The following is a 21,068-nucleotide window of genomic DNA, read 5'->3' on the forward strand; positions in this document are numbered from 1 at the left end:
CGGGTAACTGGCGCGAATTTCGCCACGGGGGTTCGTCCGGTCAGAGTTCGGGACCCTGCGCGCGGAGGTTGTCGACGTCGTCCATTGCGGATCGTAGTTTGCCCAGCCATTCATCGGTGTGGGCACCGACGAGTTTGACCGACCATGCCAGTGCGTCGGCACGTGATCGTGCGACCCCGGCGTCGACAAGGGTGTCGAGGACCTGTCGTTCCGGCTGACGCAGTCGCGTCATCACGGGAACGGCGATGTGGGTGAACAGGATCCGCTCGTCGCCGACCTTGACGCCCCATGAAACCTTCCGGGCATAACGGGCCTGGGCCTCGTCGGCGATGGACATCCGCTCGCCGCGGGTGTCCTCACGGAAGCGTGATGCGCGGCCTTGTGCTGCAGCTGTCGCGGTCTTTTCGGTGCCGCTGTCGTCGGTGCCGGTGTCCGGCGGTGTGAGGGTGCCGATGACGGTGATCTCGTCGCGGTCGACCGTCACCTCGACGGGTCCGTCGAACCAGTCGTCGGGCAGTCGTCCGGTGAACCATGCACCGGCATCGCCGGCGTCCGGGAGCTGCGCCTGTTGCCAGCCTCCGCGGCGTCCACCGGGTCCTCTGGATCCTGGATGTGTGCCTTTCATGATGCCTCCTTGGTAGGTGATTACATGATTACACCGTTACAGCGTTACGTCATCCAGGTTCGCTGTGGGCGGATAGAGGAGTTCGAGGAGAGTCGGCCGTTTACGCTGGCCCCATGGCTCTCACCTGGGACGACTCGGCGGACGGGGTGCTAACGCTCCCATCCGGCAAGCGGGTGCGGGGACGAGGATTACGCGACCCGATGCCGGCTGGTCCGCAGCCCGAGTTCGGGCTGTACCTACTCGGTCACCAGCCCCCGGCCGTGCCGTGGCGTGGCCGATGGCTGCGGTGGCGGGATTTCTGGCTACCGTCCGATCGGGCCGCCGCCGCCGATGCATTGCGAGAGGTGTGGGAGCGCGCCGAAATCGAACGGGTGGAGGTGGCCTGCCTCGGCGGTCGCGGACGGACCGGTACGGCGCTGGCCGCCCTGGCGGTGATCGATGGTGTGCCCGCACCGCAGGCCGTCGACTACGTCCGGGCGAACTACCGCGAGGATGCCGTCGAAATGCCTTGGCAGCGAAGGTATGTTGCCCACTTCGGATAGGTCGACTACTCGGGACCGTGCTCGATCCGAGGTGGCCGGAGTTCGAGCTGTCGCACCAGATCGTCCAGTACTCGTTGCGTCTGATCGTGCCCGCCGGTGATACCCAGTTCGTTCTCCATGACCAGGGTTCGGGTCACGCAGGTCACCGCGACCGACACGGCGACCGGTGGGAGGTCTCGTGGATCGATGCCGCGAGCGCCCATCAGCATGGCGAACGCGGCTGTCTCGATCTCGCGGAAGCGCAGGCCGTACTCCGCGATCTCGGAGCGGATCGCCTTGCGGTGATTCGACAGCGCCATGAACTCCATCTGGAGTGCGGTACCCATCGGGTCGCTGTGCAGTTGCAGAATTGCCCGCATCGGTTGCTCGTCGGTGAGCGCCCGCTTGAGGCGTTTCAGGTTGGCCTCGGCGCCGTCCCGGAAGACGGCCAGATACAGATCGTCCATGGTCGGGAAGTAGTAGTGGACCAGGGGTGGCCTGATTCCGGCCCGCGCCGCAACCCGTCGTGAGGTGGCTGCCGCGTAGCCCTCCTCGAGCATGATCTGAGCGGTCGCCCGCACCAGCGCGTCGCGGGTTTCGGACTCGCCTGCGCCGTCATTCTTCCGCCGCCGCACACCCGCTGTCACGCCAAAAGACCTGGCGTTTTATGACACTGCGAAGGAGGGCAAAACCTTGACCGACTTCTCCGAAAACTGCTATACATACCGCAATCCTACAAAGCTGAGCGAGTGCACAAAAGTATGTCGATCATGCGCAATGTGAACGGACAGAGGGGTGCCGGTGAGCACAACTGAAATTTCAACCGCCCGGTACGTCGGGGCCCGGGTGCCACGGGTCGAGGACGCCCGCCTCGTGGCAGGCGCGGGGTGCTATGTCGACGACATCACCCGGCCAGGCATGCTGCACATCGCGTTTGTGCGCAGCACCGTCGCGCGCGGCCGGATCCTGGGCATCGACACCTCGGAGGCGCTGGCGATCGATGGGGTCAAGGCCATCTACCTTGCCGCCGATATCAATCCGGGTGTCCACGAACTCCGCTATTCACTCGACGGAATGGTCGGTGGGACGTCACAGTGGCCGTCGCTGGCCGAAGACGAGGTGCGATTCGTCGGCGACCCGATCGCCATGGTGATCGCCACCAGTCGGTACATCGCCGAGGACGCCGTCGACATGGTGATCGTCGACTACGACGTGTTGCCGCCGGTGGTGAATTACCGAACTGCACCGGACGCCGACGGGCTCGTTCACGCCGAGTTCGCACGGAATCTGGCGATCGAACTCCCCGGACGTCCGGCATCGGAGATGGATCCGATCTTCGACGCGGCGGCGCACGTCGTTCGCCGAACCGTATACCAGCAGGCCCATTCGCCGATGCCGATGGAAACCCGCGGCATCGTCGCCGAATGGTCCTCGCCCAGTGGCGAGATGACGATCTGGCTCTCCAGCCAGTCACCGCACGAAGCGCGCGGATTTGCTTCCCGGATACTCGGTGTCCCCGAGCATCGGGTCCGCGTGGTGTGCAAAGACACCGGAGGTGGATTCGGCCAGAAAGTGGTGCCGCAGCGCGAAGAGACCTGCGTGATGATCGCCGCGAAGAAGATCGGTGTCCCGGTCAAGTGGATCGAGGATCGGCAGGAACATCTGATGTCGGCGGGCATGGCGCGTCAAGAGCACGGCGCAGCCCGGATGGCCTTCGATTCCGACGGCAAGATCGTCGCCGCCGAACTCGATCATGTACAGAACATCGGGGCATACCCGATTCCGTCGCCGCTGACCGGTGCGGGCGCGGTGGGAATGTTGTTCCCGGGACCGTACCGGGTTCCGCAAGCAACGTTCGGCCTGAAGTTGGTGTACACCAACACTGTTGGACGCGTCGCGTACCGCGGCCCATGGCAGTACGAGTCGATGGCAAGGGAAGTGCTGCTCGACGCCGCCGCCCGGCAGATGGACATCGACCCGATCGAGCTACGACGCCGCAACCTGCTCCGCGCCGACGAGATGCCGGTGAGCAACGCGTTGGGGATGCCCTATTCGGATGCGACCCCACTCGAGACCTTCGAGAAGGCGGTCGAGGCGCTCGACTATCCGGCATTCCGGCGCGAGCAGGAGACGGCGCGGGCCGAAGGTCGGTATCTGGGTGTGGGGACCTGTACCTACATCGAACCCACCTCGGCCTCAACACCGTTCATGGCAACCGAGGGTGCCACGATCCGGGTCAATCCGTCGGGGACCGTCGACGTTTTCGTGAACGGTGGTTCCGCGGGTAACAGCGTCGAGACAACCGTGGTGCAGTTGACCGCGGACGCACTGGGTGTGGCGATCGAAGACGTCCACACCATTCAGGGAGACACCGCGGTGACGCCGTTCGGTGCCGGAACCCAGGGCAGCCGTTCGGGTTCGATGACCGCGGGCGCGGTGGCCGTCACCGCGAGCGGCCTGCGGGAGAAGATCCTGGCAATCGCCGCCCACAAGTTGGGTGCCGATGTCGCCGACGTCGACTTCATCCGCGGCCATGCCTCGGTACGAGGTGGGGACGGGCCGGGCATTTCTCTCGCCGAGATCGCCGATATCGCGTATTACCAACCTGATTCGCTCCCCGCGGGAGTGTCTCCGGGCCTCGAGTCCAGTGGCCGCTACAAGGCGCAGGCTCCGATGATCTGGGCCAATGCCACCCACGTGTGCACCTGTGAGGTCGATATCGAGACCGGTGAAGTCACCCTCCTGAGGTTTATCGTCGGCGAGGATATCGGCCCGATGATCAACCCGAACGTGGTGGAGGGGCAGATCCGGGGCGGAACGGTGCAGGGCATCGGCGGCGCACTCTACGAGCACTTGGCCTACGACGAATCCGGAAACCCGGTGACCACAACATTCATGGACTATCTGATGCCCACCGCAACCGAAGTGCCCAGCAACATCGAGATCGTGCACGTCGAGACGATGGGCCCCGGTCCGGGCGGTTTCAAGGGCGTGGGCGAGGGTGGGGCAATCGGTTCGGCGCCGGCCGTGGTCAACGCCGTCGCCGATGCCTTGGCGCCGTTCGGTGTCGAGGTCAGTGAGTTACCACTGAGTCCGGCGAGGATCGTCGCGATGGTGGATGCGGCACGTGCGGGATCGGTGACCCGATGAAGCCCGCAGCGTTCGACTACCACCGGCCGGCCACCGCATTCGAAGCCGTCAGCCTGCTCGCCGAACTCGGTGACGAGGCCAAATTCATTGCGGGCGGCCAGAGTCTGATGCCGATGCTGGCCCTGCGCCTTGCCGCATTCGAGCACCTTATCGACATCAGCCGGTTGTCCGGCCTCGAAGGCATCGAAGTGCGCGGTGAATCCGTCTGGATCGGTGCAGGCACCAGGCAAAGTGCCATTGGCCGGTCCGAGACGGTGACGGAATCGGTGCCATTGCTGGCGCGGGCGACACCGCTGATCGGGCACTTTCAGATCCGGAATCGCGGCACCATCGGCGGTTCGATCGCTCACGCCGATGCCGCAGCCGAGTATCCGGCGGTGGCCATCACGCTCGACGCGCAGATCGAATTGCTCTCACCGCGTGGTGCGCGGACGGTGCCGGCCGTGGACTTCTTCACCGGTATGTGGAGCACCGCCATGGTCGAAGACGAATTGCTGACCGGCGTCACTTTCCCGGTATGGGAGGGTAGATGCGGGTTCGCGGTTGATGAGTTCGCCCGTCGCCAAGGTGATTTCGCGATCGCCGGGGCGACTGTGGCGGTACGGATCGACGACAAATCCCGGATCGAAAAATGCGCCATCGGTCTGTTCGGTCTCGGCCCTGCGGTCACCCGCGCCACCGCGGCGGAACAGGCGCTGATCGGTGTTTCCGTCGACGAGATCGACACCAAAGAGATCGGGGAACTCGCGGTGTCGGGGCTCACCTCGGTTCCGGCGGATCTGCACGGCTCCACCGATTATCGAACCCGGGTCGGGGCAACACGAGTCAACCGTGCGCTCGATCGCGCGCTTTTGGAGGCGAAGAATGGCTGATGTAGAGATCAAGGTCTGGGTGAACGGCGCGCTGTATCACGCATCGATTGCACCCCGACTCACGCTGGCCGACTTTCTGCGGGTCGACTGTGGTTTGACCGGAACGCATCTCGGCTGTGAACACGGCGTGTGTGGCGCCTGTACCGTGCTCGTCGACGGCGAGGCGGTTCGTGCCTGCCTGCTCTTCGCGGTCCAGGTGGACGGCGCCGAGATCACGACGATCGAGGGTATGGCGTCCTCTGACGGTGAGCTCTCCACAGTGCAGTGCGCATTCCGTGACCACCACGGTCTCCAATGTGGTTTCTGCACACCGGGTTTTGTGGTGTCCGCGACAGCCTTCCTGCGTGAGACACCCGATCCGAGCGAAACCGAGATCAGGGAAGCGCTCTCCGGTAACATCTGCCGGTGCACGGGGTACCAGGGAATCGTGGAAGCCGTTCGTGCGGCGGCCGATTCGATCAACGGAAGTGAAAGGCCCGCATGAAGCTCGAGAACCAGTTCAGCATCGGCGTTCCGGTCGAGGAGGCATGGCAGGTGCTGCTCGACATCGAACGGGTTGCCCCCTGCGTCCCCGGCGCCACGCTCACCTCCAACGAAGGTGATCAGTTCAAGGGCAAGGTCAAGGTCAAGCTGGGGCCGATCGCGTTGAGCTACGCGGGAATCATCAAGTTCCGCTCCCGCGACGAAGAGGCCAAGATCGCCGTCCTCGAAGGTAGCGGCCGTGAAGCACGAGGCAACGGCACCGCGAGTGCGGTGGTCACCTGCCGTCTTGTCGATGCAGGCGGGCACACCGATGTATTCGTCGAGACCGAACTCGACATCACCGGGAAGCCCGCACAGTTCGGGCGCGGCGCGATGGCCGAGGTGGCGGGCAAACTGATCGGACAATTCTCCGAGAACCTTGCTGCAGAGATCGAGAGCGACCAGGCCGCCGCGACAGTGGCCGAGACACCCGCTGCCGAGACCTCTGAAACACCGGCCGCGGCGCCGGTGGCCGAAAAGCCGGTGGCGCCGAGGAAGCCCGCCGAGCCGATCGACCTGATCGAGGCGTCGGGATTCGGCGGCATCGTCACCCGGACCGCCGTGTCGGTGGGGGTATCCCTGGTGGCGACCGCGCTGATCGTTCTCTACCGCCGCCGCCGAGCCCAGTAGTCGGACCGTCACCCAGCCGCTCGACGCTAGCGGTACTCGACGTAGCCGTAGGAATGGTGTAGACCAAAGCCCAAGCGGCGGTACCACTCCCGGGCGTGATGGTTGGTGGTTTCGACCTGCAGGTAGGTCGATGTCGCGCCGCCTGCGCCGCCCCACGACTCGATCGCGGCCATGATCGACCGTCCGTGGCCCTGGCCCCGGTGTTCGGGATCGGTCTGCAGTGCTGAGACACCCAGCCATACTTCGTCTTTGAGGCCGGTGGTGATCGCGCCGCGGCCGATGGCAACCACATTCCCGCGGGAGTCGCGTACCTCGGCAAAGCCGAGACGTCCGTCCTGCGATGCGCAGACAACGGCTCGTGCTGTGGACAGGTCCGAGATCGTCCGCCCTGCGGCGTAGACCGCCATCCACTTGTCGGTGGGTTGATCGGTGATCGTCACGGGGTGATCGGGCTGAGTAATCGCCGTCGTGCCGATCGGTGCGGTCAGTACGTCCACCGGGCTTGTGTAGTCGTCCTCGGGCACGTGGGACCCCGGGACCAGCCGGGACACCACGGAAAGCATCACCGGCAGATCCCGCGCGGCGTACCACCGGCCCAACCGCTGCAGGGTCTGCGAGTCGAGACGTGCGCCCATCTCCAGCGGCACCGCGGAGTTCGCCCGCCGCGTGAATCCGGCGCCGGCGCGGGCGAACCAGCCGTCGATCATCTCCGATTCCAGTCCGGGCCAGGCCCTGGCGGCCGCGAGCTCCAACGACCGGATCTCCGAGTTCCGCACCGGCTTGTCGGAGAGCACCTTCACCGCGACGACCAGTTCGGCCGGGATGTGCAGCAATTCGACGCCACGACGGACCCGGAGTTCCGGGTCCGTGGATTCGAGGATGCCGGTGACGTCGCTCAGGGTCGCGGTCTCGTCGGCGCGCCAGTCGGCGGGCGCTCCGGGTCCTTTCCGGAAGCGCACCACCACGCGGTCGCCCGCAGCCGGGGTCACCTAGTCGTCGTCATCTTCGTCGTCGTGCCCGAACGGATCGGACTCCGAGCCTGGCAGCCAGGACAGACCGGGCACGCCCCACCCACTGCGTTTGATGGTCTTTTTGGCGGCCCGGGCGTTCCGTCCGACCAGAACGTCGGTGTAGAGGTAGCCGTCGAGGTGTCCGACTTCGTGCTGAAGCATCCGGGCGAAGAAGCCTTTGCCCTCGACCTCGACGGGGTCACCATTGCGATCGACACCGGTCACCTTTGCCCATTCGGCGCGCCCGGTGGGGAACTGCAATCCCGGGACCGACAGGCAGCCCTCGTCGTTGTCATCCGGGTCGGGCATGGTCTCGGGAATTTCTGACGTCTCGAGGACGGGGTTGATCACTTCGCCGCGTCGGCGCGGCCCCGTCCGGCCATCACCCTCGGGGCAGTCGTAGACGAAGAAACGCCGACCCACGCCGACCTGATTTGCGGCGAGTCCAACACCGTTGGCCGTGTCCATTGTTTCGTACATGTCGTCGAGCAATGCCACCACGTCAGCGGGTGGTTTGCCTTCGGCGTCGAGGGTGACGATCTCAGTGGGATTGTGCAGCACCGGATCACCGACGATGCAGATCGGAAGAATTGCCATGAGGGTCAGATTACTCGGCATGCCATCAAGCGAAATCCACTGGCGGCGTGGTTAGATGTACCACGAACCACACTGATGTAATTCGTGACATAACTATCGTCAAGTTGGTGTTGGCGACGGGGTGGAGTAGGACCGATTCTCAAGGGAGCGAGATGGACGGCGCAACCGCGCGAGACCAGAAGAATTCCGGACTTGCGGACAACATCAGCCAGCACCATGCAGAGTTGGGGCCCGGCGAGGTTGGAGCCGATGGGCTGACTCGGCGCGACCATGAGGTCTTGGCATTCGAGCGTCAATGGTGGAAGTATGCCGGCGCCAAAGAAGAGGCCATCAAAGAGTTGTTCGGCTTGTCCGCAACCCGCTATTACCAGGTGCTCAATGCACTCGTCGACCGTCCTGAGGCGCTGGCTGCCGACCCGATGTTGGTCAAGCGACTACGTCGACTGCGGGCCAGTCGGCAGAAGGCCCGTGCGGCCCGCCGCCTCGGTTTCGACGTCACCTGATGGCTCGGCTTTGCCGTTCCTGATGACTCGGCTCTGCCTTCCTGACGACTTGTCGGACCCGCCGCGTGCGGATGGCTGGGGAAGTTTCGTAAGGTTGACCCAATGACCAAGTCCGACCAAACTGATCCGCCGGAATCTCCGACGCGTCGGGAGAACCCTCACCTGCCACTACGCGCCGGGGCAATGCTGTTGCTGTCGGTTGCCGTGGTGTTCATCGGACTCGGTTGGCACTCTGCTGCCACTGGCGACTCCGACCCCGAAGCCGGCCTCCAAGCTGCGCAGAGTCGGCAGTCGACTTCTGTGGCGCCCTCATCGGCTGCGCCGCAAGCCCCGGCGACCGAGACCACGCCCACGGCCACGACCTCGGCGCGGCCATCGACCTCCACCTCAGCTGACCCCAGCCGTCCGGAGGTCTGCATCTTCAATGCAGGCACAGTCAGCGGCCTTGGCCAGACGTTCACCAAAAAGGTCGAAGACCTGGGCTGGGAGACCGCGGAACCGACGAATCTGCAGTCGGCGAGCATCACCGAGAACACGATTTTCTACACAGCCCGACAGCGCGCTGCCGCCGAGCAACTTGCCGAAGATCTCGGTGGCGACGTCTCGGTTGATCCGCGGCCATCGGCGTTCAGCCAGTGTCCGGGTGGGTTGCCACTCATCGTCGTGACCCGGTGATGATCCCGACCGGAACGGAAAGACGAAGCCGGAGGCGGAGCTCGGCATCAACACGGATATGATTTTTCTGACCTACTACCGACGGTAGAACCGGTGGATTCGTACGCCCAACCCCAAGGGAGCTCAATCATGGCGCAGCGCTCGCTCAAGAACCTCAGCACTGTGTGGCGGGCCGCCGCGCTGGTGGCACCGGCAGCGATGGCTGTACTTTTTGTGGCCGGTTGCAGCCCGGATGAGAACCCCACCAAGGAACGCGGGACGACGCCGAGCGTCGTGACCGGTGATCCGGCGCCGATTGACGTCGGCGCGATCGGTGATCCGAGTGAAGGTGGCGAGGCCACCGCGGAACTGCGCACAGCCGATGGCCAGTCGGCAGGCACGGCCAGCTTCGACACCAACGAAGAGGGCTCGGTTGTCGTCACCGTGAAGGCCGAGAACCTCGCACCCGGTTTCCACGGCATGCACGTCCACGCAGTGGGCAAGTGTGAGCCCGACTCGACGCCTCCGACCGGTGGCGCCGCCGGGGACTTCCTCTCCGCAGGCGGACACCTGCAGGTCGATGGCAACACCTCGCATCCGGCCAGCGGCGACCTCGTTTCGATTTACATCAATGATGAGGGCACCGGTGAAACCGTCACGGTCACCGATGCCTTCGACATCGAGCAGATCCTGCAGACCGCGATCGTGATCCACGAGAAGCCGGACAACTTCGGCAACATTCCAACCAAGTACGCACCGGCGCCTGACGAGGAAACGCTGATGACGGGTGACGCAGGCAAGCGGATCGCCTGCGGCGTCATCGAAGAGGCCTGAGATAAACAACTCTCGATCGATCGACTTCAAGGCTTCGCCGCGGCCCACGCTCGGCGTGGAATGGGAGTTCGCCCTCGTCGACAAGCAGACCAGGGATCTGTCGAACTCTGCGGCGCAACTGTTCGAAGAGGTCAGCCGACTCGACAACCCGAGTTCCGGCGACCGAATCCACAAAGAGTTGCTGCGCAACACCGTTGAACTCGTCACCGGAATCTGCGACAACACCGGGGAGGCGATCGCCGACCTCTCCGAGTCGATGGCGGTGGTCCGCCGGATCGCCGACGGTATCGGCGTCGACCTGTACGGCGCCGGCACACACCCTTTTGCGGAGTGGTCCACGCAGCAGCTGACACCCTCACCCCGGTACGCCGAGATGATCGAACGCACCCAGTGGTGGGGTCGTCAGATGCTGATCTGGGGTGTCCACGTGCATGTCGGGATCAACCACCGCGACAAGGTCTTACCGATCGTGTCGTCGCTGCTGAACCAGTACCCGCACCTGCTTGCGTTGTCGGCGTCGTCGCCGATGTGGGCGGGCCAGGACACCGGATACGCCAGTAATCGCGCGATGATGTTCCAGCAGCTTCCCACCGCGGGCCTGCCGTTCCAGTTCCAGAAATGGGCCGAGTTCGAGCATTTTGTCGGTGATCAGATGACCACCGGAATCATCGAGCACCTCAACGAGATCCGCTGGGACATCCGGCCTTCGCCCACTTTGGGGACGGTGGAGATCCGGGTCTGCGACGGCGTGTCCACCGTTTCCGAACTCGCCGGACTGGTGGCGCTCATCCACTGCCTGGTCGTGGATCTCGATCATCGGCTCGACGCCGGTGAGACGCTGCCGGTGATGGCGCCCTGGCTGGTGCAGGAAAACAAGTGGCGGGCCGCACGTTACGGGCTCGACGCCATCATCATCACCGACGCACAGTGCAACGAGCGTCTTGTCACCGACGACCTCGACGACATGTTGACCAGGTTGGCCCCGATTGCGGTCGAACTCGACTGCGTCGACGAATTGGCTTCGGTGGCAGACATGCCGCGTCGGGGTGGCTCGTATCAGCGGCAGCGGAAGATCTACGCGGAGACCGGTGACATGGTTGCGGTCGTGGACGCGGTGGTCGGCGAACTCAGTCGCTGAAGGTGCGCTTACGCCACCACTGATCGACTTGTCCCAGTTCGGTTTCCGGTTCCGCACCGGTGAGCCACTCCGATTCGATCCGGAACCAGTTGGCGGTCGCGCCGAGCTGGCCGAGCATGGCGCAGGTGTAGAACTCGACCCGCCTGGCCATCAGGTGTTCCTCCGGGAATCGTTGCCTACGTGCGGGTTCGGCGTAGTCATGGGCGGGATGGACCGCCGCCACCATGGCGCTGTTGGCGATCTCGGGTGTGATGGTCAGTGTCACGTCGTCCATATGCCACCACGTGGAGTCCTGGACGTAGGCCAGGACGTCGGCATCGGTGATGTTGTCCTCGTCGATCAGGATGTCGCCGCGCCGCAATATCCGGGCGACCTGTTCGGAGTCACCGGCGCGGGCGGCAATCAGTGCCGCTCGCTCGAGTTGTAAAGCGCGTTTGGACATCGTCTTGCTGGATCCGAAGTCGAGGAAGGCGACCCGGCCGTCGTCGGCGAGCATGATGTTGCCCGGATGTGGGTCGCCGCAGAACGTGGCGTCGGTGTGGATGCTGCCGCAGTAGAACCGGTAGATCACTTCCCCGACCTGGTCGCGGGTCTCCGAATCCAGTTTCGCCACCTCGTCAAAGGTGATGCCACTGACCAGCTCCGTGGTCAGAACCTTTGAACTGCAGAGACTGTCGATCACATCCGGGATCTGGATGAAGGGGTGCCCCTGATAGCGCACCGCGAGCCTGCGCTGGTTGTCGGCCTCGGCCGCGTAGTCGAGTTCGGCGACGATGTTGCCGGTGATCTCACGAACGAACGAGTGTGGATCCGCCGTGGGTAGAAGGCCCTTGTACAGGCGCAGCGCAATGGCGAGATTCTTCAGATCGGCACGCACCACCCGGTCGATCCCGGGGTACTGCACCTTGATCGCGACGTCGCGGCCGTCGGTGAGCCGGGCCCGGTACACCTGCCCGATGGATGCGGCGGCGATCGGGACGGGATCGATCTCGGCGACGGCAGACATCCGGTCACCGAGTTCGGCACGGACCACGGCGAGCATCGTCTCGTTCGCCACTCGGGGAGCGTTGTCGCGGAGTATCGCGAGTTTCTGGTTGAACGCGGGTCGGGCAGACTGCGGCACCATGTTCAGGTCGAGCAGCGAGAGGAACTGCCCGACCTTCATCGCCGCGCCCTTCATGGACCCGAGGACGGTGATCAGCTCGTCGGCAGCGGCGAGGGCATCACGCTCTGCGCGTCGGCGGCGTTCGTCGGGTGAGCCGCCCAGGGTGGCCGCGCGCGAACGGACTCGCCGGATCGCGGTGTGTGCAGCCACTTTTCCGAGCTCGCCACCGCGGCGCAGTGCCGACGCAGATGGCGCGGGTGTGGACGGGGACGGTTCGGGGTCCATCAGTTCGGCAGCGCCATCAGTCGGTGCGATGCGTCTCGATCTCGTCCTCGCGGATGAGATCGTCGCGCATCCGCTGCTCCTGGTACGCCAGTTTGCCGACCCGATGTGCGATGACCGGCGCGGTGACCAGGGCAAACATCGCCGATAGCACCAGCATGCCGAAATCGACGGTGTTCCAGAGGCGGATCATGGCGGCGATCAGGACCAGGAGCAGTCCGAGTGTCTGAGGTTTGGTGGCCGCGTGCATGCGGGTCAGCGTGTCCGGGAAACGCAGGATTCCGATGGAGGCCGTGAATGCCATCAGTGATCCGCTCAGGACCAGGATGGAGACGATGATGTCGGAGATCATGCGCTAGACCTCGTTGTCCCGGACGCGGAAGCGGGCGACCGCAACGGTTCCGACAAAGCCGAGCAGCGACAGCGCGACAATCCCGGACACCACAGTCGAGTCCATGGAGTAGGCCGCCCACACCGCCAGTGAACACGTCGCCACCGCCACCGCGGTGTCGAGTGCGACGAGCCGGTCGAGCGTGTCGGGGCCGATCAGCATGCGTGCGGTGGTGAGCACCGACGCGGAGAGCAGGAGACAGGCAGCGATGATCCAGACAACGTTCACTTCATGACTCCGCTCGTGTAGTCGTCGTCGATTCCGTGGTACGGGCTGGCATGCCATTCACTATCGCGTTCGAAGGCCTTGATGAACAATCGTTCGACGGTTTCGACCTGCTCGTGGAAGGCTTTCACCTTTTCCGGTGAGCTGGCGTCGATGATATGGACATACAGCAGTCGGCGGCTGTGGTCGATCTCGACCACCATGGTTCCGGGCACCAGATTCAGATAGTCCACGGCAAGGGTCAGTACCAGGTCCGACTTGATGGCAAGCCGGACACGCAACACCGCGCTCAGGGGTGGTTTGGCGGGCCGGATCGCCAGCCAGCCGACCTGCAAACTCGACTTGAAGAGGTCGATCAGTAGGCGGGAGATCAACTCCACCACCGTCAACGGGTGGATGCGGCCTTCAACCGGGACCCGCGGCAGCGGCAGCAGGATGAGTACCACGATCGCGACGCCGATGCCGGCGATGACGTTGGCGAGGTCGAACGTACCCCAGAGCAGAACCCAGACGAAGGCGAGCCAGGAGATCGTCCACACCCGGACCGCGACTTCGCGGCGGTCCGAACCGAACCATCGCTTGATCTGGATGCGGTTCCTGATCAGGATCCCGGTCCTGGTCAGATGCCAGGCGATGAAGATGACGGTGAACCGCCAGGCGTTCACCAGGTGCGCACGTATCGGACCGCGCGGGGACGGCGGTTGTGGTCGTGACGATGCGGTTGGCCCGGTCACCGGCCACCTCCCAGCACGGCGTCGAGGTAGATGCTCGAGTCGGTGAGATCGGCGGCGGCCTGATCTGTGAACTCGAAGATGGGTCCGGCCCACAGGGTCAGGATGATGCCTGCGACCACCATCGCGATGGTGGGGACCACCATGCCGATGGGCATCCGGCCGACATCCACACGGTCGTCGAAGGCGACGTCATCGGCGTCGGATCCGTCGAGCAGCGGCGAGGGGCCGGCATCGGCCATGTCACCTTCGGGGGCGTCGGCGCGCGGGCGCCAGAAGGCCTTGGTCCAAACCCGGGCCACCACGTAGAGCGTGAGCAGGCTGGTCACGACCGAACCGACGACCAGGAACCAGGCGAGCACGCTGCCGTCCTGGACGCCGGCTTCGATGAGCGCGACCTTGCCGATGAACCCGGAGAACGGCGGGATGCCACCGAGATTCAGTGCCGGGATCAAGAACAGAGCTGCCAGTAGGGGACTGGCCGCCAGACCACCCAGGCGGCGCAGTGAGGCGGAGCCGGCCTGTCTCTCGATGAGTCCGACCACGAGGAACAGGGTTGTCTGCACCAGAATGTGGTGCGCCACATAGTAAATTGCGCCGGACAGTCCGAACTCTGTGGACAGCGCGAGGCCGAAGATCATGTAACCGATGTGGCTGACCAGTGTGAACGACAACAGTCGTTTGATGTCGGACTGGGCTATCGCACCGAAGATGCCCACCAGCATCGTCAGCAATCCGGCCACCATCAGGACCTTGTCCATGGAACCGCCCGGGAACAGCAGCGTGTGGGCCCGGATGATCGCGTACACACCGACTTTGGTCAGCAAGCCGGCGAACACCGCGGTGACCGGCGCCGGAGCGGTGGGATAGGAGTCGGGCAACCAGGTCGACAGCGGGAACACGGCCGCCTTGATGCCGAAGGCAACCAGCAGCACCGCATACAGCGCACCCTTGGTGCCATCGGGTACGTTCTGCAGGCGGATCGCCATCTCGGCCAGGTTCAGGGTTCCGGTGGCGGCGTAGGCGAACGCGATGCCCGCGAGGAACACCAGCGACGAGACCATCGAGACCATCACGTACGACACACCGGCCCGTACCCGGTCCGCGCTGGCACCGAGCGTCAGCAACACATAGCTGGCTGCCAGCAGTACTTCGAACGAGACGTACAAGTTGAACAGATCGCCGGCGAGGAAGGCGTTGCAGACTCCGGTGCAGAGCAGCAGATAGGTCGGCAGGAAGATCGAGACCGGCTGGTCGACGGTGCCGTCGCGGATACCCTGGCCGACCGCGTAGAGCATGACGCAGAGCAGGACCGCGGTCGAGACCACGAGCATCAGGGCCGAGAGCTGGTCGGCGACAAGCGTGATACCCAATGGGCCGAGATCGCCGCCCTTGGAATCCCAGCCACCGATGTGCAGGGCGTAGGTACCGTCGCGGTTGGTCAGATACAGCAAGAGGCAGGCGGAGATGAAGGCGATCGAGATCGCCACGATGGTCACCACACGCTGAAAACGGGGATAGCGGCCCATGATCAGCGTGAGCACGGTGCCGATCATCGGAACCAGCACCGGCGCCACGATCAGCGTGGGGAACCAGGCATTCGACAACGTCATGTGTCTGAGCCCCCTCTGGTGTCCGGCGCGGTTTCCTCGAGATCTGCCGCCATTTCGTCGGCGAGGTCGTCGGGGTCGGGAAGGATGTCGGTTTCGTAGATCTCGGCGCGACGGGCCTTGATCTGCTCTTCGGTCAACGGATTGCCTGCATCGTCGAACATGTCGCCGCGCCTGGTGTCGAGGCCGGTGACCGGGTCGTCGCTGCGGTCGCGGTCGGGTGCGTCCGCGCTGCGTTGGTGCTGGACCTTCAGATCTTCCGGATCGTCGTCGACCTCGTCGTCGGTGTTGATCATGAAGCTGCGGTAGGCGAGCGACAGGATGAACGCGGCCATGCCCATCGTGATGACGATCGCGGTCAGGATCATGCCCTGCGCCAGCGGATCGGCGTCTTGAGTTCGGTCCCCCGAACTACGTCCGATGATCGGGGGGTTTCCCATTCCGCCGGAGATGGTGATGATCAGCAGGTTGATCGAGTTGCCGACCAACAACAACCCGAGCAGCATCTTGATGAGGCTGCGTTCGAGGAGCAGGTACACGCCGCAGGCTGCCATCAGGCCGACCACGATGAGTAGTCCGAGGTTGACACTCATGCGTCGACCTCCTGTGTCTCGCGGCGGACCCGTGGAGCGTCTTCGTCGAGGCGGGCGCCGAGGCTGCGCAGTACATCGAGGACCAGGCCGACAACGATGAAGTAGACGCCGAGGTCGAAGAACAGTGCGGTCACCAGTTTCACGTCGCCGAAGATCGGGAGTGTGAACTCGATCGTCGCCGATGACAGTGCTGGTGCGCCGACGAAGACCGAGGCCACCGCCGCGGCCACCGAAAGACCCAGTCCGATACCGAGGATTCGGCCGGCATCGATCGGGATGGCTTCGCCGAGTTCGTAGCGGCCGCCCGCGAGGTACCGGAGCACCAGGGCGAGTCCCATCGTCAGACCACCGGCGAATCCGCCGCCGGGCGCGTTGTGTCCGGCGTAGAAGAAGTAGAGCGACAACACGACCATCGTCGGGAAGATCAGCCGTGTGGTGGCCTCGAGCACCAGCGACCGGTGCCGCGGATCGCGGAAGTTGCTGCCGCGTAGCCAGGTCGTCCGCTCACCGAACTGTTGGGTGCCGTCGTATTCGGTGCGCGGCGCTTGATCGCGGGTGGCGTCGGCGACGCTGGGGGCCGATCCGAACCGCCGGTGCCGGAAGACCATCGAGGCGACACCGGTCGCGGCCACCAGGAGGACGGAGATCTCGCCGAGGGTGTCCCAGGCGCGGATGTCGACCAGCAGGACGTTGACCGTGTTGGAGCCGTTGCCGTACTTGTATGCGGCGTAGGGCAACTCGGTCGACATCGGAATCGTGGTGCGGGCGGCCGCGGCGAACAGGCCGACCGTGACCAGGAGCGCGCCGAACGCCAGGCCGAGGAGCGCGCGCAGCGGCTTGAAGCCGGTGGCGTGCCGCGTCTCGGCTTCGGCAGGCAGCTTGCGCAACACCAGGACAAAGATGACCAGCGTCAGTGTTTCGACCAGGAACTGCGTCAGCGCCAGATCGGGTGCGCCGTGGAGGGCGAACAACACACCGCAGCTGTAGCCGGTGACGCCGACGACCAACACGGCGGCAAGGCGATTGCGCAATACGGTGGCCGCGATCGCGGACGCGACCATGATGCCGCCGATGACCAGCTGAACAGGTGATTCGAACCCGTTCAGCTCCAGCCGGTTTCGCGAACCGACGAACAGCACGATGGTCGGTAGCAGCACCAGGGTGACGACGATGATGCCCTGTGTCCGCGGCAGTGAGCCGCGCTGGGTGTTACGGGTCAGGTTGACCGAGAGGGTATCTGCGCCGCGAAGGACCGCGTCGTAGATCCGGTCGGCGTTGCCCAGTGCCGGCTTCACGAATCCGAGGCGACCCAGTTCGCGAACCAGCACGAACAGAGCGATGCCACCGACCACGGCGACTCCGGTCAGTGCCAACGGCAGATTGAATCCGTGCCAGAGCGCCAGGTGGACGATCTTCTCGCCGTAGTCGGGGACGGTCTCGGCGTAGGGCTCGAAGCTTTCGCCGATCAGGCCGGCGAGCGGGCCGGATACGACGCCTGCCAAAGCCAGGACGCCTGCCGGGATGAGGAATGCAGCAGTCGGCTTGTGCAGGCGCGCGACAGCCGGACTCGGCGTCGACTTGCGCTTGCGGCCGAACGCGCCCCAGAGGAAACGCAGCGAGTAGGCAACGGTGAGAATCGAACCCATCACCAGCACGACCACCACAACCGGTCCCTGCCAGGAGTTCAACGCGCCGGTATCCCAGATCTCCGAGAAGGCGGTCTCTTTGCCGACGAATCCGAGAGTGATCGGCAGCCCGGCCATGCTGGCAGCGGCCAGCGTCGCGATCGCGGCAAGCCACGGGGACTTGGAGCCGAGCCACGCGAGCTTGCGCAGGTCGCGGGTACCGGTGGAGTGATCGATGATGCCGACGACCATGAACAGGGCGGCTTTGAAGAGGGCATGTGCGACCAGCATCGTGAGCCCGGCCATCGCGACATTGGCATCGCCGATACCGACCAACACCATCAGGAAGCCGAGCTGCGAGACGGTACCGAAGGCCAGCACGAGTTTGAGGTCGTATTCGCGTAGGGAACGGAAGCCGCCGAGCAGCATGGTCAGCATGCCGAGGCCGACGACCAGGATGTGCCAGGACACGAGGTCGGAGAATCCCGGTGCCAGTCGGGCGACGAGGAAGATGCCGGCCTTCACCATCGCCGCGGCGTGCAGGTAGGCACTGACCGGGGTGGGTGCGGCCATCGCGCCAGGAAGCCAGAAGTGGAACGGGAAGATGGCGGACTTGCTCAGGGCGCCGATCAGGATCAGCACGATCGCGATGGTGACCGACGTTCCGGCAGGCGGGTCGGCGACGATCTCCGACAGTGAGTACGTGCCGGCGATCTCACCGAGCAGAACGATGCCGACCAGCATGGCCAGGCCACCTGCCGTGGTGACCAGCAGTGCCTGGGTGGCGGCGCGACGGCTGGTGGCGCGTACCGCGTAGAAGCCGACGAGTAGGAACGACAGGACCGTGGTCAATTCCCAGAAGATGTAGAGGACCAGCATGTTGTCGCTGCAGACCAGGCCGAACATGGCACCTGCGAATGCGACCATCTCGCCACCGAAGCCGGCGACCCGGCGCCGGGTCTCGGTGAAGTACTCGGCGCAATAACAGAGCACCAGGGCTCCGACCCCGAGGACCAGGACCGACATGATCGCGGCCAGGGTGTCGAATCGCAGGTCGATGTTCATCTGCAGTGCGGGCACCCAGGTGATCGACTCGGTGCGGATGCCACGGGATTCGTCGGGCCAGTTCGCGAAGACCCAGATGAGCCCGCCGAAGGGTGCCAGGGCCAGAACGTAGAAGCCGCGCCTGCCCAGCCAGGTGATGATCGCAGGCGCCAGCACAGCCGTGATGGCCAAGGCGGCCAGGACTGCAATCAAGGGGCACTCCGTCGATCAGGTGGGCGGTGTGTCGGCGCACGAGGCCTCAGGGAACAAACTGCGCGATACCTGCTGTCGCGCTACCTGCTGTGGGGTGTTCGGCCTCGTTCTCTGCGGTCCAGTCTACCGTTGCTGCTGCTAGGTGCCGTATTCGGGCTTCGATTCGTTTCCGAATGCAAGTAATCGCCCAGGTCACCGTAAAGCTGTCCGCCGGTCGGTAGGACAGTTGACGACCTCACCACCTAGTCTGTCTCCATGATTCGGGTGCGCGTGGTTGTGATGCTGATCCTGGCGGGTTTGATGTTGCTTGTCGGAGCGTGCGGCAGCGACGACAAAGAGGCCGATTCGACGTCGGCAGGATCGCTGGCGCTGCCCGGTGACTTCCCTTCCCAGGTGCCGGTGATCGAGGGTGCGGTGCTGGCTGTCGGAGGCACGGCCAAGGACGGCTGGAACCTGACCGTGGCCGGCCGGGCCGACGCGGGCGACCCGTTCGACAACGCGTCGACGCAACTTCTCGACGGTGGTTTCACCGAGCAATTCCAGCGCCAGGAAGGCGCCGAGTCCGTGAAGGGTTTTGTGGCCGAGGCGGACGGCAAGCGTTACACCGTGGTGATCGGCACGACCGAGGCATCGGTCAGCGGCCCGACGGCCATCACCTATCAGGTGTCGCAGTCGTAGCCCGTCTGCTCTTTGATTGTGGCCAGGCGGCCAGGGCCGCGAGAGTCTCCGCTGACGGCGGGGTCACGAGGTGCGCCATCAAGCTGTCCAGTAGCTGACTCACATGCACCGCATACGGCGGAACCCGTAGCCCCAGCATGCGGGTGCGATGCCGATCCGCGCACACGTGCAGGCTTGTCGCCGATGCCTGGCGAATCCGTATTTCCCGCAAACGTTTTGGTATGTCACTGATCAGTGAGTCGACCCGTGCGGTGTACGCGTCCTCGACTGTCCGATTGGACGAGGGAAGCCTGTCCAAGGGGTGGACCTTGTGTCCGAGTTGTTCGAGGAACTGCAAGTAGTAACAGTCTTCGTCTTCGGCGAGTTCGATCAACGGTAGATGGTGTGCCTCGATCACCCCGCGCAAGTCGTCAGCGGGTGTTCGGGCCTGGAGCAGTGCCCGCCTGCGGTCCAGATCGTCGAGGCGGTTGACCAGGATGGCCTCGACCAGGCCTTCTTTTGATCCGAAGTGATATTGCACTGCCGATTTGTTCGCCATGCCCGCTTCGGTCCCGATCTGGCGCAGCGGTACCCCGTCGATTCCGTGGACCGCAAAAAGGCGCTCGGCGGTGAGCACCAGTTGCTGTTTGGCGGACCGACCGACCGGGGGCATCGACATCAGACCATGAAACCATGATGGACAAAATTAGGTCTAGGGACTTAAAGTTCAGGCACTCGACCTGAAAGTGAGTACCAAAAATGGAAAATCTGGCTCCTTCCGCCTATCGCGACGTGATGATGTCGGCCCCCCCGATCGGCTCGACCCCGTTCGTTGATGCGCAGCAGCGGTTTGTCTTCGGCGAGGTGTGGGCGCGGCCTGGATTGAGCCGCCGCAACCGCCGCTGGGTCACATTGACCTGTGTCGGCGCCGCCGACGCGCAGCAGCCGATCGAGGATCAGGTCATCGCCGCGCTGAGTAGCGGTGACATCACCATCGACGAGATGCTGGAGTTCGTCCTGCATTTCGCGGTCTACAACGGCTGGCCCAAGGCGTCACACCTCGAGGGCGTTGTGCGACGGCAGTGGGCGATATTGGAGCAGGGCCGGGGCCGCTCGGGTGTGGTGGCCCCGCAAGAGAACACGCAATTGGGATTGTCCGACTGGGACGAGCGGATCGAGCGTGGCGTGCAGGAGTTCCGTGACGTCAATCTGATCGAGGCTCCCGGTCCCGACACGCCGTACATGCACGCCGGCATCCTGAACTTTGTATTCGGACACGTCTGGCAGCGCCCCGGTCTCAGTCGGCGTGATCGACGATTCATCACCGTTGCCTCTGTGGCGGTGTGTGATTCGGCGTTGCCACTGACGTCGCATACCGGATCGGCCCTCGAATCCGGCGACATCACCAAGGCCGAGATGGACGAGGTTGTGCTCCAACTGTCGGCGTACTCCGGCTTCGCCAAAGGTGAAGCTCTCCATGCAGTTGCGGAACAAGCCTGGGCAAGGATCGCCCGGCCACTGGAAAAGGAAGCGTGA

At 64.4% G+C, this 21,068-nt stretch carries 23 protein-coding genes; 11 read left to right on the forward strand and 12 right to left on the reverse strand.

Translation table 11 applies throughout. The annotated features are described in order from the left end of the window. Positions 1-40: 40 nt before the first annotated feature. Positions 41-625: a hypothetical protein gene (locus AC1TPF_RS20910; RefSeq protein WP_482141225.1), complete on the reverse strand. Its 585-nt coding sequence runs from the start codon at positions 623-625 to the stop codon at positions 41-43. Positions 626-738: 113 nt separating this feature from the next. On the opposite strand from AC1TPF_RS20910, the gene AC1TPF_RS20915 reads away from it, so the two are divergent. Then, positions 739-1,167 (forward strand): protein-tyrosine phosphatase family protein, encoded by a 429-nt coding sequence (locus tag AC1TPF_RS20915; protein ID WP_482141224.1) that lies wholly within the window; start codon positions 739-741, stop codon positions 1,165-1,167. Positions 1,168-1,172: 5 nt separating this feature from the next. Here the strand turns inward: AC1TPF_RS20915 and AC1TPF_RS20920 are convergent, their stop codons facing one another. After that, on the reverse strand, positions 1,173-1,793 hold the full coding sequence (locus tag AC1TPF_RS20920; protein ID WP_482141222.1) for a TetR/AcrR family transcriptional regulator: 621 nt from the start codon (positions 1,791-1,793) through the stop codon (positions 1,173-1,175). Positions 1,794-1,941: 148 nt separating this feature from the next. Between AC1TPF_RS20920 and AC1TPF_RS20925 the strand changes: the two genes are divergently transcribed. From AC1TPF_RS20925 to AC1TPF_RS20940, 4 genes are read left to right on the forward strand one after another with little or no spacing between them, the layout of a single operon-like run. Then, positions 1,942-4,296 (forward strand): xanthine dehydrogenase family protein molybdopterin-binding subunit, encoded by a 2,355-nt coding sequence (locus AC1TPF_RS20925; RefSeq protein ID WP_482141220.1) that lies wholly within the window; start codon positions 1,942-1,944, stop codon positions 4,294-4,296. Then, the gene (locus AC1TPF_RS20930; RefSeq protein WP_482141218.1) at positions 4,293-5,168 is read left to right on the forward strand and encodes an FAD binding domain-containing protein; all 876 of its coding nucleotides are present in this window, start codon (positions 4,293-4,295) and stop codon (positions 5,166-5,168) included. The genes AC1TPF_RS20925 and AC1TPF_RS20930 overlap by 4 nt, the downstream gene beginning before the upstream one ends. Next, positions 5,161-5,652 (forward strand): (2Fe-2S)-binding protein, encoded by a 492-nt coding sequence (locus tag AC1TPF_RS20935; RefSeq protein WP_482141216.1) that lies wholly within the window; start codon positions 5,161-5,163, stop codon positions 5,650-5,652. The genes AC1TPF_RS20930 and AC1TPF_RS20935 overlap by 8 nt, the downstream gene beginning before the upstream one ends. Continuing rightward, positions 5,649-6,320 carry an SRPBCC family protein gene (locus AC1TPF_RS20940; protein ID WP_482141214.1) on the forward strand — a complete coding sequence of 224 codons (672 nt, stop codon included), beginning with the start codon at positions 5,649-5,651 and terminating at the stop codon, positions 6,318-6,320. The genes AC1TPF_RS20935 and AC1TPF_RS20940 overlap by 4 nt, the downstream gene beginning before the upstream one ends. A 26-nt stretch (positions 6,321-6,346) precedes the next feature. Here the strand turns inward: AC1TPF_RS20940 and AC1TPF_RS20945 are convergent, their stop codons facing one another. Beyond that, positions 6,347-7,309: an N-acetylglutamate synthase, CG3035 family gene (locus tag AC1TPF_RS20945; RefSeq protein ID WP_482141212.1), complete on the reverse strand. Its 963-nt coding sequence runs from the start codon at positions 7,307-7,309 to the stop codon at positions 6,347-6,349. Beyond that, positions 7,310-7,927, reverse strand: coding sequence for a peptide deformylase (locus AC1TPF_RS20950; protein ID WP_482141210.1), 618 nt, complete (start codon positions 7,925-7,927; stop codon positions 7,310-7,312). Between the two features lie 152 nt (positions 7,928-8,079). Here AC1TPF_RS20950 and AC1TPF_RS20955 point away from each other — a divergent pair, with 152 nt between their 5' ends. The 4 genes from AC1TPF_RS20955 to AC1TPF_RS20970 all read left to right on the forward strand — a co-directional run bounded on the left by AC1TPF_RS20955 (position 8,080) and on the right by AC1TPF_RS20970 (position 11,056). Continuing rightward, entirely contained in the window at positions 8,080-8,430 is a 351-nt protein-coding gene (locus AC1TPF_RS20955) for a DUF3263 domain-containing protein (RefSeq protein WP_482141208.1), read from the forward strand. Between the two features lie 102 nt (positions 8,431-8,532). Further along, positions 8,533-9,105 carry a LytR C-terminal domain-containing protein gene (locus AC1TPF_RS20960; RefSeq protein WP_482141206.1) on the forward strand — a complete coding sequence of 191 codons (573 nt, stop codon included), beginning with the start codon at positions 8,533-8,535 and terminating at the stop codon, positions 9,103-9,105. A 129-nt stretch (positions 9,106-9,234) separates the two neighbouring features. Then, positions 9,235-9,918 (forward strand): superoxide dismutase[Cu-Zn], encoded by a 684-nt coding sequence (gene sodC / locus AC1TPF_RS20965; protein ID WP_482145199.1) that lies wholly within the window; start codon positions 9,235-9,237, stop codon positions 9,916-9,918. Position 9,919: 1 nt separating this feature from the next. Next, the gene (locus AC1TPF_RS20970; protein ID WP_482141481.1) at positions 9,920-11,056 is read left to right on the forward strand and encodes a glutamate--cysteine ligase; all 1,137 of its coding nucleotides are present in this window, start codon (positions 9,920-9,922) and stop codon (positions 11,054-11,056) included. Here AC1TPF_RS20970 and AC1TPF_RS20975 read toward each other — a convergent pair. From AC1TPF_RS20975 to AC1TPF_RS21005, 7 genes are read right to left on the reverse strand one after another with little or no spacing between them, the layout of a single operon-like run. Further along, complete coding sequence (locus AC1TPF_RS20975; RefSeq protein ID WP_482141202.1) at positions 11,046-12,446, reverse strand: ABC1 kinase family protein; 1,401 nt, start codon at positions 12,444-12,446, stop codon at positions 11,046-11,048. The two genes, AC1TPF_RS20970 and AC1TPF_RS20975, sit on opposite strands and share 11 nt — an antisense overlap. Positions 12,447-12,462: 16 nt before the next feature. Then, positions 12,463-12,795 carry a monovalent cation/H(+) antiporter subunit G gene (gene mnhG, locus AC1TPF_RS20980; RefSeq protein ID WP_482145200.1) on the reverse strand — a complete coding sequence of 111 codons (333 nt, stop codon included), beginning with the start codon at positions 12,793-12,795 and terminating at the stop codon, positions 12,463-12,465. A gap of 3 nt (positions 12,796-12,798) precedes the next feature. Next, positions 12,799-13,062: a monovalent cation/H+ antiporter complex subunit F gene (locus AC1TPF_RS20985; protein WP_482141199.1), complete on the reverse strand. Its 264-nt coding sequence runs from the start codon at positions 13,060-13,062 to the stop codon at positions 12,799-12,801. Then, positions 13,059-13,793: a Na+/H+ antiporter subunit E gene (locus AC1TPF_RS20990; protein WP_482141197.1), complete on the reverse strand. Its 735-nt coding sequence runs from the start codon at positions 13,791-13,793 to the stop codon at positions 13,059-13,061. The genes AC1TPF_RS20985 and AC1TPF_RS20990 overlap by 4 nt, the downstream gene beginning before the upstream one ends. Continuing rightward, the gene (locus AC1TPF_RS20995; RefSeq protein WP_482145201.1) at positions 13,790-15,403 is read right to left on the reverse strand and encodes a Na+/H+ antiporter subunit D; all 1,614 of its coding nucleotides are present in this window, start codon (positions 15,401-15,403) and stop codon (positions 13,790-13,792) included. The genes AC1TPF_RS20990 and AC1TPF_RS20995 overlap by 4 nt, the downstream gene beginning before the upstream one ends. Beyond that, on the reverse strand, positions 15,400-15,993 hold the full coding sequence (locus AC1TPF_RS21000) for a Na(+)/H(+) antiporter subunit C (RefSeq protein ID WP_482145202.1): 594 nt from the start codon (positions 15,991-15,993) through the stop codon (positions 15,400-15,402). The genes AC1TPF_RS20995 and AC1TPF_RS21000 overlap by 4 nt, the downstream gene beginning before the upstream one ends. Next, positions 15,990-18,875, reverse strand: coding sequence for a Na+/H+ antiporter subunit A (locus AC1TPF_RS21005; protein WP_482145203.1), 2,886 nt, complete (start codon positions 18,873-18,875; stop codon positions 15,990-15,992). The genes AC1TPF_RS21000 and AC1TPF_RS21005 overlap by 4 nt, the downstream gene beginning before the upstream one ends. A 255-nt stretch (positions 18,876-19,130) precedes the next feature. On the opposite strand from AC1TPF_RS21005, the gene AC1TPF_RS21010 reads away from it, so the two are divergent. Further along, positions 19,131-19,553: a hypothetical protein gene (locus tag AC1TPF_RS21010; RefSeq protein ID WP_482145204.1), complete on the forward strand. Its 423-nt coding sequence runs from the start codon at positions 19,131-19,133 to the stop codon at positions 19,551-19,553. On the opposite strand, the gene AC1TPF_RS21015 is transcribed toward AC1TPF_RS21010, so the two are convergent. After that, entirely contained in the window at positions 19,528-20,211 is a 684-nt protein-coding gene (locus tag AC1TPF_RS21015) for a TetR/AcrR family transcriptional regulator (RefSeq protein ID WP_482141187.1), read from the reverse strand. The genes AC1TPF_RS21010 and AC1TPF_RS21015 overlap by 26 nt on opposite strands. Positions 20,212-20,291: 80 nt before the next feature. On the opposite strand from AC1TPF_RS21015, the gene AC1TPF_RS21020 reads away from it, so the two are divergent. Continuing rightward, the gene (locus tag AC1TPF_RS21020) at positions 20,292-21,068 is read left to right on the forward strand and encodes a carboxymuconolactone decarboxylase family protein (protein ID WP_482141185.1); all 777 of its coding nucleotides are present in this window, start codon (positions 20,292-20,294) and stop codon (positions 21,066-21,068) included.

The organism is Williamsia sp. Y853, assembly GCF_056786495.1.

What these genes read in the sequence shown, in the direction of transcription:
- AC1TPF_RS20930 (WP_482141218.1), top strand. Translation starts at nt 4,293, where the DNA reads ATGAAGCCCGCAGCGTTCGACTACCACCGGCCGGCCACCGCATTCGAA.
- sodC (WP_482145199.1), top strand. Translation starts at nt 9,235, where the DNA reads ATGGCGCAGCGCTCGCTCAAGAACCTCAGCACTGTGTGGCGGGCCGCC.
- AC1TPF_RS20960 (WP_482141206.1), top strand. Translation starts at nt 8,533, where the DNA reads ATGACCAAGTCCGACCAAACTGATCCGCCGGAATCTCCGACGCGTCGG.
- AC1TPF_RS20910 (WP_482141225.1), bottom strand. Translation starts at nt 625, where the DNA reads ATGAAAGGCACACATCCAGGATCCAGAGGACCCGGTGGACGCCGCGGA.
- AC1TPF_RS21020 (WP_482141185.1), top strand. Translation starts at nt 20,292, where the DNA reads ATGGAAAATCTGGCTCCTTCCGCCTATCGCGACGTGATGATGTCGGCC.
- AC1TPF_RS20935 (WP_482141216.1), top strand. Translation starts at nt 5,161, where the DNA reads ATGGCTGATGTAGAGATCAAGGTCTGGGTGAACGGCGCGCTGTATCAC.
- AC1TPF_RS21015 (WP_482141187.1), bottom strand. Translation starts at nt 20,211, where the DNA reads ATGTCGATGCCCCCGGTCGGTCGGTCCGCCAAACAGCAACTGGTGCTC.
- AC1TPF_RS20995 (WP_482145201.1), bottom strand. Translation starts at nt 15,403, where the DNA reads ATGACGTTGTCGAATGCCTGGTTCCCCACGCTGATCGTGGCGCCGGTG.
- AC1TPF_RS20975 (WP_482141202.1), bottom strand. Translation starts at nt 12,446, where the DNA reads ATGGACCCCGAACCGTCCCCGTCCACACCCGCGCCATCTGCGTCGGCA.
- mnhG (WP_482145200.1), bottom strand. Translation starts at nt 12,795, where the DNA reads ATGATCTCCGACATCATCGTCTCCATCCTGGTCCTGAGCGGATCACTG.
- AC1TPF_RS20915 (WP_482141224.1), top strand. Translation starts at nt 739, where the DNA reads ATGGCTCTCACCTGGGACGACTCGGCGGACGGGGTGCTAACGCTCCCA.
- AC1TPF_RS21000 (WP_482145202.1), bottom strand. Translation starts at nt 15,993, where the DNA reads ATGAGTGTCAACCTCGGACTACTCATCGTGGTCGGCCTGATGGCAGCC.
- AC1TPF_RS20940 (WP_482141214.1), top strand. Translation starts at nt 5,649, where the DNA reads ATGAAGCTCGAGAACCAGTTCAGCATCGGCGTTCCGGTCGAGGAGGCA.
- AC1TPF_RS21010 (WP_482145204.1), top strand. Translation starts at nt 19,131, where the DNA reads ATGATTCGGGTGCGCGTGGTTGTGATGCTGATCCTGGCGGGTTTGATG.
- AC1TPF_RS20950 (WP_482141210.1), bottom strand. Translation starts at nt 7,927, where the DNA reads ATGGCAATTCTTCCGATCTGCATCGTCGGTGATCCGGTGCTGCACAAT.
- AC1TPF_RS20955 (WP_482141208.1), top strand. Translation starts at nt 8,080, where the DNA reads ATGGACGGCGCAACCGCGCGAGACCAGAAGAATTCCGGACTTGCGGAC.